This is a genomic window from Streptomyces sp. NPDC004658 (assembly GCF_040609555.1).
Lineage (GTDB): Bacteria > Actinomycetota > Actinomycetes > Streptomycetales > Streptomycetaceae > Streptomyces.
In genome coordinates this window covers 16,183-29,451 of record NZ_JBEXKG010000101.1, presented here as the reverse complement: position 1 = coordinate 29,451, position 13,269 = coordinate 16,183, and the positions used below count along the sequence as shown (strand labels likewise).

13 protein-coding genes are annotated in these 13,269 nt (G+C 71.6%); all 13 read left to right on the top strand.

The window, feature by feature from the left end:
• The coding region (locus ABZV94_RS28080) for an iron-containing alcohol dehydrogenase family protein (protein ID WP_356345069.1) at positions 1 to 971 on the top strand (971 nt) is incomplete at its 5' end.
• Positions 949 to 1,728 carry a CDP-alcohol phosphatidyltransferase family protein gene (locus tag ABZV94_RS28075; RefSeq protein WP_356345067.1) on the top strand — a complete coding sequence of 260 codons (780 nt, stop codon included), beginning with the start codon at positions 949 to 951 and terminating at the stop codon, positions 1,726 to 1,728. The genes ABZV94_RS28080 and ABZV94_RS28075, both read left to right, overlap by 23 nt.
• Positions 1,729 to 1,736: 8 nt before the next feature.
• The gene (locus ABZV94_RS28070; protein ID WP_356345064.1) at positions 1,737 to 2,609 is read left to right on the top strand and encodes a glycosyltransferase; all 873 of its coding nucleotides are present in this window, start codon (positions 1,737 to 1,739) and stop codon (positions 2,607 to 2,609) included.
• Between the two features lie 91 nt (positions 2,610 to 2,700).
• A complete protein-coding gene (locus ABZV94_RS28065; protein WP_356345061.1) occupies positions 2,701 to 3,630 on the top strand; it encodes an ABC transporter permease in 930 nt (309 codons plus the stop codon).
• Positions 3,623 to 4,411 carry an ABC transporter ATP-binding protein gene (locus ABZV94_RS28060; RefSeq protein WP_356345059.1) on the top strand — a complete coding sequence of 263 codons (789 nt, stop codon included), beginning with the start codon at positions 3,623 to 3,625 and terminating at the stop codon, positions 4,409 to 4,411. Before ABZV94_RS28065 ends, ABZV94_RS28060 begins: the two co-directional genes overlap by 8 nt.
• Before the next feature lie 360 nt (positions 4,412 to 4,771).
• The gene (gene hpnC, locus ABZV94_RS28055; protein WP_356345057.1) at positions 4,772 to 5,668 is read left to right on the top strand and encodes a squalene synthase HpnC; all 897 of its coding nucleotides are present in this window, start codon (positions 4,772 to 4,774) and stop codon (positions 5,666 to 5,668) included.
• Entirely contained in the window at positions 5,665 to 6,627 is a 963-nt protein-coding gene (gene hpnD, locus ABZV94_RS28050; RefSeq protein ID WP_356345055.1) for a presqualene diphosphate synthase HpnD, read from the top strand. Before hpnC ends, hpnD begins: the two co-directional genes overlap by 4 nt.
• A complete protein-coding gene (locus ABZV94_RS28045; protein ID WP_356345053.1) occupies positions 6,627 to 6,890 on the top strand; it encodes a DUF6380 family protein in 264 nt (87 codons plus the stop codon). The genes hpnD and ABZV94_RS28045 overlap by 1 nt, the downstream gene beginning before the upstream one ends.
• Positions 6,887 to 8,314 carry a hydroxysqualene dehydroxylase HpnE gene (hpnE, locus tag ABZV94_RS28040; RefSeq protein ID WP_356345050.1) on the top strand — a complete coding sequence of 476 codons (1,428 nt, stop codon included), beginning with the start codon at positions 6,887 to 6,889 and terminating at the stop codon, positions 8,312 to 8,314. Before ABZV94_RS28045 ends, hpnE begins: the two co-directional genes overlap by 4 nt.
• The gene (locus tag ABZV94_RS28035; protein ID WP_356345048.1) at positions 8,314 to 9,447 is read left to right on the top strand and encodes a polyprenyl synthetase family protein; all 1,134 of its coding nucleotides are present in this window, start codon (positions 8,314 to 8,316) and stop codon (positions 9,445 to 9,447) included. The genes hpnE and ABZV94_RS28035 overlap by 1 nt, the downstream gene beginning before the upstream one ends.
• A gap of 119 nt (positions 9,448 to 9,566) precedes the next feature.
• Positions 9,567 to 11,597 (top strand): squalene--hopene cyclase, encoded by a 2,031-nt coding sequence (shc, locus tag ABZV94_RS28030; RefSeq protein ID WP_356345045.1) that lies wholly within the window; start codon positions 9,567 to 9,569, stop codon positions 11,595 to 11,597.
• A 1-nt stretch (position 11,598) separates the two neighbouring features.
• A complete protein-coding gene (locus tag ABZV94_RS28025) occupies positions 11,599 to 12,240 on the top strand; it encodes a 1-hydroxy-2-methyl-2-butenyl 4-diphosphate reductase (protein ID WP_356345043.1) in 642 nt (213 codons plus the stop codon).
• Positions 12,241 to 12,245: 5 nt separating this feature from the next.
• Entirely contained in the window at positions 12,246 to 13,268 is a 1,023-nt protein-coding gene (hpnH, locus tag ABZV94_RS28020; protein WP_356345041.1) for an adenosyl-hopene transferase HpnH, read from the top strand.
• Position 13,269: the final 1 nt, after the last annotated feature.

The following is a 13,269-nucleotide window of genomic DNA, read 5'->3' as shown; positions in this document are numbered from 1 at the left end:
AGCGGATCTCGCACTCCGGGCGGCTCGCCGTCGCCGTCAGCGGCGGCTCCGGGGCCCGGCTGCGCGAGCGCCTGGCGCCCTCGCTGCCCGGCGCGACCTGGTACGAGGTCGGCGGCGGCACCCTGGACGACGCGATCCGGCTCGCCGGCGAGATGAAGGCCGACCACTACGACGCGGTCGTCGGCCTCGGCGGCGGCAAGATCATCGACTGCGCCAAGTTCGCCGCGGCGCGCGTCGGCCTGCCCCTGGTCGCCGTACCGACGAACCTCGCGCACGACGGCCTGTGCTCACCGGTCGCCACCCTCGACAACGACGCCGGCCGCGGCTCCTACGGCGTCCCGAACCCGATCGCGGCCGTCATCGACCTGGACGTCATCCGTGAGGCCCCGGCCCGCTTCGTGCGCGCCGGCATCGGCGACGCGATCTCCAACGTCAACGCGGTCGCGGACTGGGAGCTGGCCAACCGCGTCAACGGCGAGAGCATCGACGGCCTGGCCGCCGCCATGGCCCGCCAGGCCGGCGAGGCGGTCCTGCGGCACCCCGGCGGCATCGGGGACAACGACTTCCTCCAGGTGCTCGCCGAGGCGCTGGTCCTCACCGGTGTCGCCATGTCCATCTCCGGTGACTCCCGGCCCGCCTCGGGCTCCTGCCACGAGATCAACCACGCCTTCGACCTGCTCTACCCCAAGCGCGCCGCCGCCCACGGCGAGCAGTGCGGCCTCGGCGCCGCCTTCGCGATGTACCTGCGCGGCGCTCACGAGGAGTCGGCGTACATGGCCGAGGTGCTGCGCCGGCACGGGCTTCCGGTACTGCCGGAGGAGATCGGTTTCACGGTGGACGAGTTCGTCCGCGCGGTGGAGTTCGCCCCCGAGACCCGGCCCGGCCGCTACACGATCCTCGAACACCTCGACCTCAAGACGAACCAGATCAAGGACATCTACGCCGACTATGTCAAGGCCATCGGTAGCTGAACTCCGTCCGGTCGTCCACCCCGCGGGGGTGAAGGACCGGCGCAGCGGTGAGCACTGGGCGGGACGCCTCTACATGCGCGAGGTGTCCCTGCGCGTCGACCGCTACCTGGTGAACACCAGGGTCACGCCCAACCAGCTCACGTACCTGATGACCGTCTGCGGTGTGCTCGCGGCCCCGGCCCTGCTGGTGCCGGGGATCGCGGGCGCCGTGCTCGGCGTGGTCGCCACCCAGCTGTACCTGCTGCTGGACTGCGTCGACGGCGAGATCGCCCGCTGGAGGAAGCAGTACTCGCTCGGCGGGGTCTACCTGGACCGCGTCGGCGCCTACCTCACCGACGCCGCCGTCCTGGTCGGTCTCGGCCTGCGCGCCGCCGACCTGTGGGGCAGCGGCCGGATCGACTGGCTGTGGGCCTTCCTCGGCACCCTCGCCGCGCTCGGCGCGATCCTGATCAAGGCCGAGACCGACCTGGTCGGTGTGGCCCGGCACCAGACCGGCAGGCCCCCGGTGCAGGAGGCCGCCTCGGAGCCGCGTTCCTCCGGCATGGCGCTGGCCCGCCGGGCCGCCTCGGCGCTGAAGTTCCACCGGCTGATCCTCGGCATCGAGGCCTCGCTGCTCATCCTCGTCCTCGCGATCGTGGACCAGGCCCGCGGCGACCTGTTCTTCACCCGCCTCGGTACGGCCGTCCTCGCCGGCATCGCCCTGCTCCAGACGCTGCTGCACCTGGTGTCCATCCTCGCCTCCAGCAGGCTGAAGTGAGCGCGCCCATGAAGGTCGGTGCCGTCATCATCACCATGGGCAACCGGCCCGAGGAGCTGCGGGCCCTGCTCGACTCGGTCGCCAAGCAGGACGGCGACCCGGTCCAGGTGGTCGTGGTCGGCAACGGCTCGCCCGTCCCGGACGTGCCCGAAGGCGTGCGGACCGTCGAGCTGCCCGAGAACCTGGGCATCCCCGGCGGGCGCAACGTCGGCATAGAGGCCTTCGGGCCCGGCGGTCGCGATGTCGACATATTGCTGTTCCTCGACGACGACGGCCTGCTCGCCCGCCACGACACCGCCGAGCTGTGCCGCGAGGCCTTCGCGGCCGACCCGGAGCTGGGCATCATCAGCTTCCGCATCGCCGACCCCGACACCGGCGAGACCCAGCGCCGGCACGTGCCCCGGCTGCGCGCCTCCGACCCGATGCGCTCCTCCCGGGTCACCACCTTCCTCGGCGGCGCCAACGCCGTCCGCACCCGCGTCTTCGCGGAGGTCGGCGGGCTCCCGGACGCGTTCTTCTACGCGCACGAGGAAACCGACCTGGCATGGCGGGCCCTCGACGCGGGCTGGATGATCGACTACCGGTCCGACATGGTGCTGTACCACCCGACGACCGCCCCCTCGCGGCACGCGGTCTACCACCGCATGGTCGCCCGCAACCGCGTCTGGCTCGCCCGCCGCAACCTCCCCGCCCCGCTGGTCCCGGTCTACCTCGGCGTCTGGCTGCTGCTCACCCTGCTGCGCCGCCCCTCGCGGCCGGCCCTGAAGGCATGGTTCGGCGGCTTCCGGGAAGGCTGGACCACGCCCTGCGGTCCCCGCCGCCCGATGCGCTGGCGCACGGTGTGGCGACTCACCCGACTGGGCCGTCCGCCGGTCATCTGACAAGCTCGTCCCTGGAGTGCCCGGTGCGCCCGCGGACGGGCGCACGGGACGACGAACCCGCACGCGAATCCGAAGACGAAAGTATCCACCTGTGAGTGAGACCACGCACGACGGCACGGTCGCCGTGACCGCGGCCGCGCCGCCCGACGAGGGGCTGACGGCGGCCCAGCTCGCCGCCAAGTACGGGCTTGCCGTGAGCGGCGCCCGGCCCTCGCTCGTGGAGTACGTCCGTCAGCTCTGGGGGCGCCGCCACTTCATCCTCGCCTTCTCCCAGGCGAAGCTGACCGCCCAGTACAGCCAGGCCAAGCTCGGCCAGCTGTGGCAGGTGGCCACGCCCCTGCTGAACGCGGCCGTCTACTTCCTCATCTTCGGGCTGATCCTGCACGCCAGCCGCGGCATGTCACAGGACGTGTACATCCCGTTCCTGGTCACCGGCGTGTTCGTGTTCACCTTCACGCAGAGTTCGGTGATGTCGGGCGTCCGCGCGATCTCCGGCAACCTCGGGCTGGTGCGCGCCCTGCACTTCCCGCGCGCCTCGCTGCCCATCTCCTTCTCGCTCCAGCAGCTCCAGCAGCTGCTGTTCTCGATGATCGTGCTGTTCCTCGTGGCGGTCGGCTTCGGCAGCTATCCGGACCTGTCCTGGCTGCTGATCGTGCCGGTCCTCGCCCTGCAGTTCCTCTTCAACACCGGGCTCGCGCTGATCATGGCCCGCGCGGGCGCGAAGACCCCGGACCTGGCCCAGCTCATGCCGTTCGTGATGCGGACGTGGATGTACGCCTCGGGCGTGATGTTCTCCATCCCGATCATGCTGGAGGACAAGCCGCACTGGATCGCGACGGTCCTCCAGTGGAACCCGGCCGCCATCTACATGGACCTGATGCGCTTCGCCCTGATCGACGGCTACGGTTCCGAGAACCTGCCCGACCATGTGTGGGCGGTGGCCGGCGGCTGGGCCGTGCTGTTCGCCGTGGGCGGTTTCGTGTACTTCTGGAAGGCGGAGGAGCGGTACGGCCGTGGCTGAGCAGAACACCGAGGAACGCCGCCCGACGGTCATCGCGGACGACCTGCACATCGTCTACCGGGTCAACGGCGCCAAGACCGGCAAGGGCAGTGCCACGGCGGCCCTGAGCCGCATCCTCAGGCGCCGCTCCGACGACGCGGCGCGCGGGGTGCGCAAGGTGCACGCCGTGCGCGGCGTGTCCTTCGTCGCCTACCGAGGCGAGGCCATCGGCCTGATCGGCTCCAACGGCTCCGGCAAGTCGACGCTGCTGCGGGCCATCGCCGGCCTGCTGCCCGCGGAGAAGGGCAAGGTCTACACCGACGGCCAGCCGTCCCTGCTGGGTGTGAACGCGGCCCTGATGAACGACCTGACCGGCGAGCGGAACGTCATCCTCGGCGGGCTCGCCATGGGCATGTCCCGGGAGCAGATCAAGGAGCGATACCAGGACATCGTGGACTTCTCGGGCATCAATGAGAAGGGCGACTTCATCACCCTGCCGATGCGCACCTACTCCTCCGGCATGGCGGCGCGCCTGCGTTTCTCCATCGCCGCCGCCAAGGACCACGACGTCCTGATGATCGACGAGGCGCTGGCGACCGGCGACCGCAAGTTCCAGAAGCGCTCGGAGGAGCGCATCCGGGAACTGCGCAAGGAGGCCGGCACGGTGTTTCTGGTCAGCCACAACAACAAGTCCATCCGTGACACCTGCAACCGGGTGCTGTGGCTGGAACGCGGTGAACTGCGCATGGACGGGCCCACCGAAGAGGTCCTCAAGGAGTACGAGAAGTTCACGGGCAAGTGACCCGTTTCGGCCAGGGCCCCGCCGGAATTCTTCCGGCGGGGCCCTTCCGTCTGCAAAGGAAACGTCAACTCCGACTGCGGTTAGGAATCTTGAAGGCAATCGGTGTGTTGTTGTGATGTGCAGGACACCCTGCCGCGCCACGCCGCGTTGTACAACGTAAGCTGTACCGGCGTCGGAAACCGGCAAGTGGGGCGATAATGCGCGCCCTCCTGCGGTGGGCACGCCTGCGCGGAGCGGGGCGGCGTGTCCGAAATAGTGTGTATCGGATCGGCAGTGTAGAACGGGAGATGTGACGGCAATGGCTACGGAAACTCCCTTGCTCAGCGGAGCATGTGCCGTCCACGCCCCGGGCAGCCCCCGATGACGGCCACCGCCGAGGCGCCCGACCTGGAACGCGCCACCCTCGACAAGGCCGCCAGCGAGAACTTCCCGGTGGCCCCCTTCTTCCTGCCCCGGGCGTGGCGCGCCGACCTCATGGCCGTCTACGGGTTCGCCCGATTGGTGGACGACATCGGCGACGGCGACCTCGCCCCCGGCGGCGCCGACGCCCGGCTGCTCGGCGTGTCGCCCGCCGAGGCCGCCGACCGGCTGGTCCTCCTCGACGCCTTCGAAGCCGACCTGCGCCGTGTCTTCGACGGCACCCCGCGCCACCCGCTGCTGCGCCGCCTGCAGCCGACCGTCCGCCGCCACGCGCTCACCCCCGAGCCGTTCCTCGGACTGATCGCCGCCAACCGCCAGGACCAGCTCGTCACCCGGTACGAGACGTACGACGACCTCCTGGCCTACTGCGAACTGTCCGCCAACCCGGTCGGCCGCCTCGTCCTCGCCGTCACCGGCACCTCCACTCCCGAGCGCGTCCGGCTGTCCGACGCGATCTGCACGGCGCTCCAGATCGTCGAGCACCTCCAGGACGTCGCCGAGGACCTCGGCCGCGACCGGATCTATCTCCCCGTCGCCGACATGAAGCGCTTTCACGTGCAGGAAGCGGACCTCACCGCAAAAACCGCGGGCGCATCGGTGCGCGCCCTGGTTGCATACGAGGCACAACGCGCCCGCGATCTGCTGAATGAAGGCGCCCCCCTGGTGGGTAGCGTCCACGGCAGGCTCAAGCTGCTGCTCGCAGGGTTCGTGGCGGGAGGAAGGGCGGCGATCCGGGCGATCGCCGCCGCCGAATACGACGTACTTCCCGGCCCGCCCAGACCCGGCAAGGTCCAGTTGCTGCGCGAGGCGGGCGTGATCCTGCGAGGAGAGGGGTGATCCGGACCGTGGATTCTCCGCCGCACGTGTCCGCACCGGTACTCGCCGCCTACAGCTACTGCGAGGCCGTCACCGGGCAGCAGGCCCGTAACTTCGCCTACGGCATCCGGCTGCTGCCGACGGCCAAGCGCCGCGCCATGTCGGCGCTGTACGCGTTCTCCCGGCGCGTGGACGACATCGGTGACGGGGAACTCGCCGACGACGTCAAGCTGGCGCGGCTGGAGGAGACCCGGGCGCTGCTCGCCCGGATCCGCGAGGGCGAGGTCGAGGAGGACGACACCGACCCGGTGGCCGTCGCCCTCAGCCACGCAGCGCGCGCCTTCCCGATCCCGCTCGGCGGCCTGGACGAGCTGATCGACGGCGTCCAGATGGACGTGCGCGGGGAGACCTACGAGACCTGGGACGACCTGAAGGTCTACTGCCGGTGTGTCGCCGGTGCCATCGGCCGCCTCTCGCTCGGCGTGTTCGGCACCGAACCGGGCGCGCGCGGCGCCGAGCGCGCGGCCGAGTACGCCGACACGCTGGGCCTCGCCCTCCAGCTCACCAACATCCTGCGCGACGTGCGCGAGGACGCGGCCGGCGGCCGTACCTATCTGCCCGCCGACGACCTCGCCAAGTTCGGCTGCTCGGCCGGGTTCGACGGGCCGACCCCGCCGGAGGGCTCCGACTTCGCGGGCCTCGTGCACTTCGAAGTGCGACGCGCCCGGGCCCTGTTCGCCGAGGGCTACCGGCTGCTGCCCATGCTCGACCGCCGCAGCGGCGCCTGCGTGGCCGCGATGGCCGGCATCTACCGCCGGCTGCTGGACCGCATCGAGCGCGACCCGGAGGCCGTGTTGCGCGGCCGGGTCTCGCTGCCCGGACACGAGAAGGCCTACGTCGCCGTGCGCGGCCTGTCCGGGCTCGACACCCGGCACGTGACCCGCCATGTCTCCCGGCGCTCCGTACGGAGGCGCCCCTGATGCAGCGCACCGAACCAGAGGCGGCCGAACGGGATCGCGTGCGTCAGGCAACCCTCCCCTGCGGCGTGGCGTCACTGACTGCGACGGCCGGGCGTGCACCGTTCAACGAGCACCTGCGCATCCCCCAGGGGCGCGAGGCTGTCTTCGCCATGCGGCCACCGCCGCCTGGGGCCGACCCGTCACGACCGGCCCGCGGACGACCGACGGCCCCCGCGGGCCCCGCCCGCGGAGCGCTCGCGCACGCACGGAAGGACGCACGATGAGCGACGGCTCACCCCCCGCAACCGCGCGGCCCGGCACTGCGCGCACGGCAGGCCGCAGCGCGGTCGTGGTCGGTGGCGGCCTCGCCGGTATCACCGCGGCGCTCGCCCTCGCCGACGCGGGCGTACGGGTCACCCTGCTCGAAGGCAGGCCCCGGCTGGGCGGCCTCGCCTTCTCCTTCCGGCGCGGTGACCTGACCGTCGACAACGGCCAGCACGTCTACCTGCGCTGCTGCACCGCCTACCGCTGGTTCCTCGACCGCATCGAGGGCGCGGCACTGGCACCGTTGCAGGACCGCCTGGACGTGCCCGTCGTCGATGTCGCCAAGCCCGAGGGGCGGCGGCTCGGCAGGCTGCGGCGCGACCCGCTGCCCGTCCCCCTCCACCTGGGGCGCAGCCTGGCCGCCTATCCGCACCTCTCGCTCGCCGAGCGCGCGGCCGTCGGGCGGGCCGCGCTCGCGCTGAAGGGGCTCGACCTCGCCGATCCGGCTTTGGACACGCGAGACTTCGGCAGCTGGCTCGCCGCGCACGGACAGTCGGCGCGCGCCGTCGAGGCCCTGTGGGACCTGGTCGGGGTCGCCACCCTCAACGCGGTCGCGGGCGACGCCTCGCTGGGGCTCGCCGCGATGGTGTTCAAGACCGGTCTGCTGTCCGACCCGGGCGCGGCCGACATCGGCTGGGCCCGCGTCCCCCTGGGCGAACTGCACGACCGGCTGGCCCGCAAGGCGCTCGACTCCGCGGGCGTGCGCACCGAAGTCCGTACACGCGTCACCTCCGTCTCTATCAACGAGAACGGCACGTGGAGCGTTCAGGTTCCCGGCGAGCGCATCGAGACCGACGCGGTCGTCCTCGCCGTACCCCAGCGCGAGGCCCACGAACTGCTGCCGCCCGGCGCCCTCGACGCGCCCGGCCGGCTGCTGGAGATCGGCACCGCGCCGATCCTCAACGTCCACGTGGTGTACGACCGCAAGGTGCTCGCCCGGCCCTTCTTCGCCGCCCTCGGCACCCCCGTGCAGTGGGTGTTCGACCGCACCGACGCCTCCGGCCTGGCCGAGGGCCAGTACCTGGCGCTGTCCCAGTCGGCCGCGCAGGACGAGATCGACCTGCCGGTCGCCGAACTGCGCGAGCGCTACCTGCCCGAGCTGCAACGGCTGATCCCGGGTACGCGCGCGGCCGGGGTGGTCGACTTCTTCGTGACCCGGGAGCGCACGGCGACGTTCGCCCCCACGCCCGGCGTCGGGCGGCTGCGGCCCGGCGCCCGCACCAAGGCCCCCGGCCTGTACCTGGCCGGAGCGTGGACCGCCACCGGGTGGCCCGCGACCATGGAGAGTGCGGTCCGCAGTGGAGTGAGCGCGGCCGACGCCGCGCTCAGCGCCCTGGGCCGGCCCCGCCCCCGCCACCTCTTCGAGTTCGAGGAGGCGGCCTGATGCCCGATCAGCGGGCGGCCGGCCCCCGCACCCCCGGTACCGCAACAAGAGGAGAGACTGTGCCCACTGTGCCCCCGGCCTCGACGCCCGCTCCACGGGCCGCGGTGGACGTCACCGCGCTGCTGGAGCGCGGCCGGACCCTGGCCACACCGGTGCTGCGCGCGGCCGTCGACCGCCTGGCGCCTCCCATGGACACCGTCGCCGCCTACCACTTCGGCTGGATCGACGCCGCCGGCAACCCCGCCGACGGCGACGGCGGCAAGGCCGTCCGCCCCGCGCTCGCCGTGCTCTCCGCCGAGGTCACCGGCGCCGCACCCGAGGCGGGCGTCCCGGGCGCGGTCGCCGTCGAACTCGTGCACAACTTCTCGCTGCTGCACGACGACCTGATGGACGGCGACGAGCAGCGCCGGCACCGCGACACCGTCTGGAAGGTGCACGGCCCCGCCCAGGCCATCCTGGTCGGCGACGCCCTGTTCGCCCTCGCCGGCGAGGTCCTGCTGGAACTCGGCACGGTCGAGGCCGGCCGCGCCGCCCGCCGGCTGACCACCGCCACCCGCGCCCTGATCGACGGTCAGGCCCAGGACATCTCCTACGAGCACCGCGACCGGGTCAGCGTCGAGGAGTGCCTGGAGATGGAGGGCAACAAGACCGGCGCCCTGCTGGCCTGCGCCTCCTCCATCGGCGCGGTCCTCGGCGGCGCGGACGACGCCACCGCCGACGCGCTGGAACGGTACGGCTACCACCTCGGCCTCGCCTTCCAGGCCGTGGACGACCTGCTCGGCATCTGGGGCGACCCGGAGGCCACCGGCAAGCAGACCTGGAGCGACCTGCGCCAGCGCAAGAAGTCCCTGCCCGTGGTCGCCGCGCTCGCCGCCGGCGGCCCCGCCTCCGAGCGGCTCGGCGACATCCTCGCCGCCGACGCCAAGAGCAGCGACTTCGAGAACTTCTCCGAGGAGGAGTTCGCGGCCCGCGCCGCCCTCATCGAGGAGGCCGGCGGCCGCGAGTGGACGGCGGCGGAGGCGCGCCGTCAGCACACCATCGCCATCGAAGCCCTCGCCGCCGTCGACATGCCCGACCGGGTGCGGGAGTCCTTCACGGCGCTCGCGGACTTCGTCGTCGTACGGAAGAGATGATCACTTATGGCCTGATGAGCCTCGCGTAGTCGCCGGCCGGTGTCTCCCCACGTCGAAGGACACCGGCCGACGGCGGACCCACAGCAGCACGACTCGCACGACTGCACGAAGGGGAAGCCATGACAGCGACGACCGACGGAAGCACCGGGGCTACCTTGCCGTCCCGGGCTGCCGCGGCCAGCGACACCACCCTCACCACCCCCGAGGCGGCCGGGGTGCAAGAAGCCGCCGCGCGCGCCGCACGACGGGCCACCGACTTCCTGCTGTCCCGGCAGGACGCCCAGGGCTGGTGGAAGGGCGACCTGGAGACCAACGTCACCATGGACGCCGAGGACCTGCTGCTCCGCCAGTTCCTGGGCATCCGGGACGAGCAGACCACGCAGGCCGCCGCGAAGTTCATCCGCGGCGAGCAGCGCGAGGACGGCACCTGGGCCACCTTCTACGGCGGCCCCGGCGAACTGTCCACCACCGTCGAGGCGTACGTCGCCCTGCGCCTGGCCGGGGACGCGCCCGACGCCCCGCACATGGCGAAGGCGTCCGCCTGGATCCGCGAGCGCGGCGGCATCGCCGCCTCCCGCGTGTTCACCCGGATCTGGCTCGCCCTGTTCGGCTGGTGGAAGTGGGAGGACCTGCCCGAACTTCCCCCGGAGCTGATCTGGTTCCCCACCTGGATGCCGCTCAACATCTACGACTTCGGATGCTGGGCCCGGCAGACCATCGTCCCGCTCACCATCGTCTCGGCCAAGCGCCCGGTGCGCCCCGCCCCCTTCCCGCTGGACGAGCTGCACACCGACCCGGCCCGGCCCAGTCCGGCCAGGCCCCTGGCCCCGCTGGCCAGCTGGGACGGCGCCTTCCAGCGCATCGACAAGGCGCTGCACCAGTTCCGCAAGGTCGCCCCGCGCCGGCTGCGCAGGGCCGCGATGAACGCGGCGGCCCGCTGGATCATCGAGCGGCAGGAGAACGACGGCTGCTGGGGCGGCATCCAGCCCCCGGCCGTGTACTCGATCATCGCCCTCCACCTGCTCGGCTACGACCTCCAGCACCCGGTGATCCGTGAGGGCCTCGCCTCGCTGGACCGTTTCGCCGTCTGGCGCGAGGACGGCGCCCGGATGATCGAGGCCTGCCAGTCCCCGGTCTGGGACACCTGCCTGGCCACCATCGCCCTCGTGGACGCCGGTCTGCCCGTCGACCATCCGCAACTGGTCAAGGCGGCCGACTGGATGCTCGGCGAGGAGATCGTGCGGCCCGGCGACTGGGCCGTGAAGCGTCCCGGACTGCCGCCGGGAGGCTGGGCGTTCGAGTTCCACAACGACAACTACCCGGACATCGACGACACCGCCGAGGTCGCCCTCGCGCTGCGCCGGGTCCGGCACCACGACCCCGAGCGCGTCGACAAGGCGATCGGGCGGGCCGTGCGCTGGAACCTCGGCATGCAGTCGAAGAACGGCGCCTGGGGCGCGTTCGACGTCGACAACACCAGCCCGTTCCCCAACAGGCTGCCGTTCTGCGACTTCGGCGAGGTGATCGACCCGCCGTCCGCGGACGTCACCGCGCACGTCGTGGAGATGCTCGCCGCCGAGGGCCTCGCCCACGACCCGCGCACCCGGCGCGGCATCGACTGGCTGCTCGCCGAACAGGAGCCGAACGGCTCGTGGTTCGGCCGCTGGGGCGTCAACTACATCTACGGCACCGGCTCGGTGGTGCCCGCGCTGACCGCGGCCGGGCTGCCCGGCTCGCACCCGGCGATCCGGCGGGCCGTGGCCTGGCTGGAGAGCGTCCAGAACGACGACGGCGGCTGGGGCGAGGACCTGCGCTCCTACAAGTACGTCAAGGAATGGAGCGGCCGGGGTGCCTCCACCGCCTCGCAGACCGCGTGGGCGCTGATGGCACTGCTCGCCGCCGGCGAGAAGGACTCCAAGGCCGTCGAGCGCGGCATCCAGTGGCTGGCCGAGACCCAGCGCGAGGACGGCACCTGGGACGAGCCGTACTTCACCGGCACCGGCTTCCCCTGGGACTTCTCCATCAACTACCACCTGTACCGGCAGGTGTTCCCGCTCACCGCGCTCGGTCGCTACCTGCACGGAGACCCCTTCGAGCGGAACCTGCTCGCCAAGGCCAAGACGGCCGCGTCACGGGCGACGGGGAGCTGACTTGACCGACCAGCCCGCCCCGGCCCCGCTGCTGATCGCCTGCGCGCTCGGCATCGAGCACCTCGCCCTGCGCACCGGCGACAGGAGCGGGGCGGACGGGCCGTACACCGTCGTCCGTACGGGCATGGGCCCGAAGGCGGCGGAACGCTCCGTCAGCCGGCACCTCGCCGGCCCGGCGGCGGCCGGCACGGCCGTGCTGGCCACCGGTTTCTGTGCCGGACTCGCCCCCGGCATGCACCCCGGCGACCTGGTCGTCGCCGAGGAGACCCGGGATCCGCGCGGGACCGTCCCGTGCGTGGGCACCGACCTGCTCGTCAAGGAACTCGTGCGCCTGCTGCCCGGGCGCACGGTGCACACCGGCCCGCTCACCGGCTCGGACCACGTCGTGCGGGGGCCCGAGCGGTACGATCTGCTCGCCACCGGCGCGATCGCGGTCGACATGGAGTCGGCGGCCACGCTCCGCGCGGCCGTCCGCGCGGGCGAGCGCCCGGTCGCGGCCGTCCGGGTGGTCGTGGACGCCCCGGAACACGAACTCGTCCGGATCGGCACGGTGCGCGGGGGAATATCGGCCTTCCGCGTTCTTCGTTCCATCCTTCCCTCATTTTTTGAATGGCACCGTTCTTTGCTGCTCCCTCGGAGGTGAGCCAGATGGCCATGCCGTTGCGCCAGTCCATCAAGGTCGCGACATACCTGGCTGAACAGAAGCTCCGCAAGCGGGACAAGTTCCCGCTCATTGTCGAGCTGGAACCGCTGTTCGCCTGCAATCTGAAGTGCGAGGGCTGCGGCAAGATCCAGCACCCGGCCGGTGTGCTCAAGCAGCGCATGCCGGTCGCCCAGGCCGTGGGCGCGGTGCTGGAGTCCGGTGCGCCGATGGTGTCCATCGCCGGCGGCGAACCGCTGATGCATCCTCAGATCGACGAGATCGTGCGGCAGCTGGTGGCGAAGCGGAAGTACGTCTTCCTCTGCACCAACGCGATGCTGCTGCGCAAGAAGATCGACAAGTTCAAGCCCTCGCCCTACTTCGCCTTCGCCGTGCACATCGACGGGCTGCGGGAGCGGCACGACGAGTCCGTGGCGAAGGAAGGCGTCTTCGACGAGGCGGTGGAGGCCATCAAGGAGGCCAAGCGGCGCGGCTTCCGGGTGACCACCAACTCCACCTTCTTCAACACCGACACCCCGCAGACCATCATCGAGGTGCTCAACTTCCTCAACGACGACCTCAAGGTCGACGAGATGATGATCTCGCCCGCCTACGCCTACGAGAAGGCCCCCGACCAGGACCACTTCCTCGGTGTCGAGCAGACCCGCGAGCTGTTCAGGAAGGCGTTCGCGGGCGGCAACCGCAAGAAGTGGCGGCTGAACCACTCCCCGCTCTTCCTGGACTTCCTGGAGGGCAAGGTCGACTTCCCGTGCACCGCGTGGGCGATCCCGAACTACTCGCTCTTCGGCTGGCAGCGCCCCTGCTACCTGATGAGCGACGGGTACGTGCCGACGTACCGCGAACTCATCGAGAAGACCGACTGGGACAAGTACGGCCGCGGCAAGGACCCGCGCTGCGACAACTGCATGGCGCACTGCGGCTACGAGCCGACCGCCGTCCTCGCCACCATGGGGTCCCTGAAGGAGTCCCTGCGGGCGATGCGCGAGACCGTCTCCGGAAACCGGGAGTGAC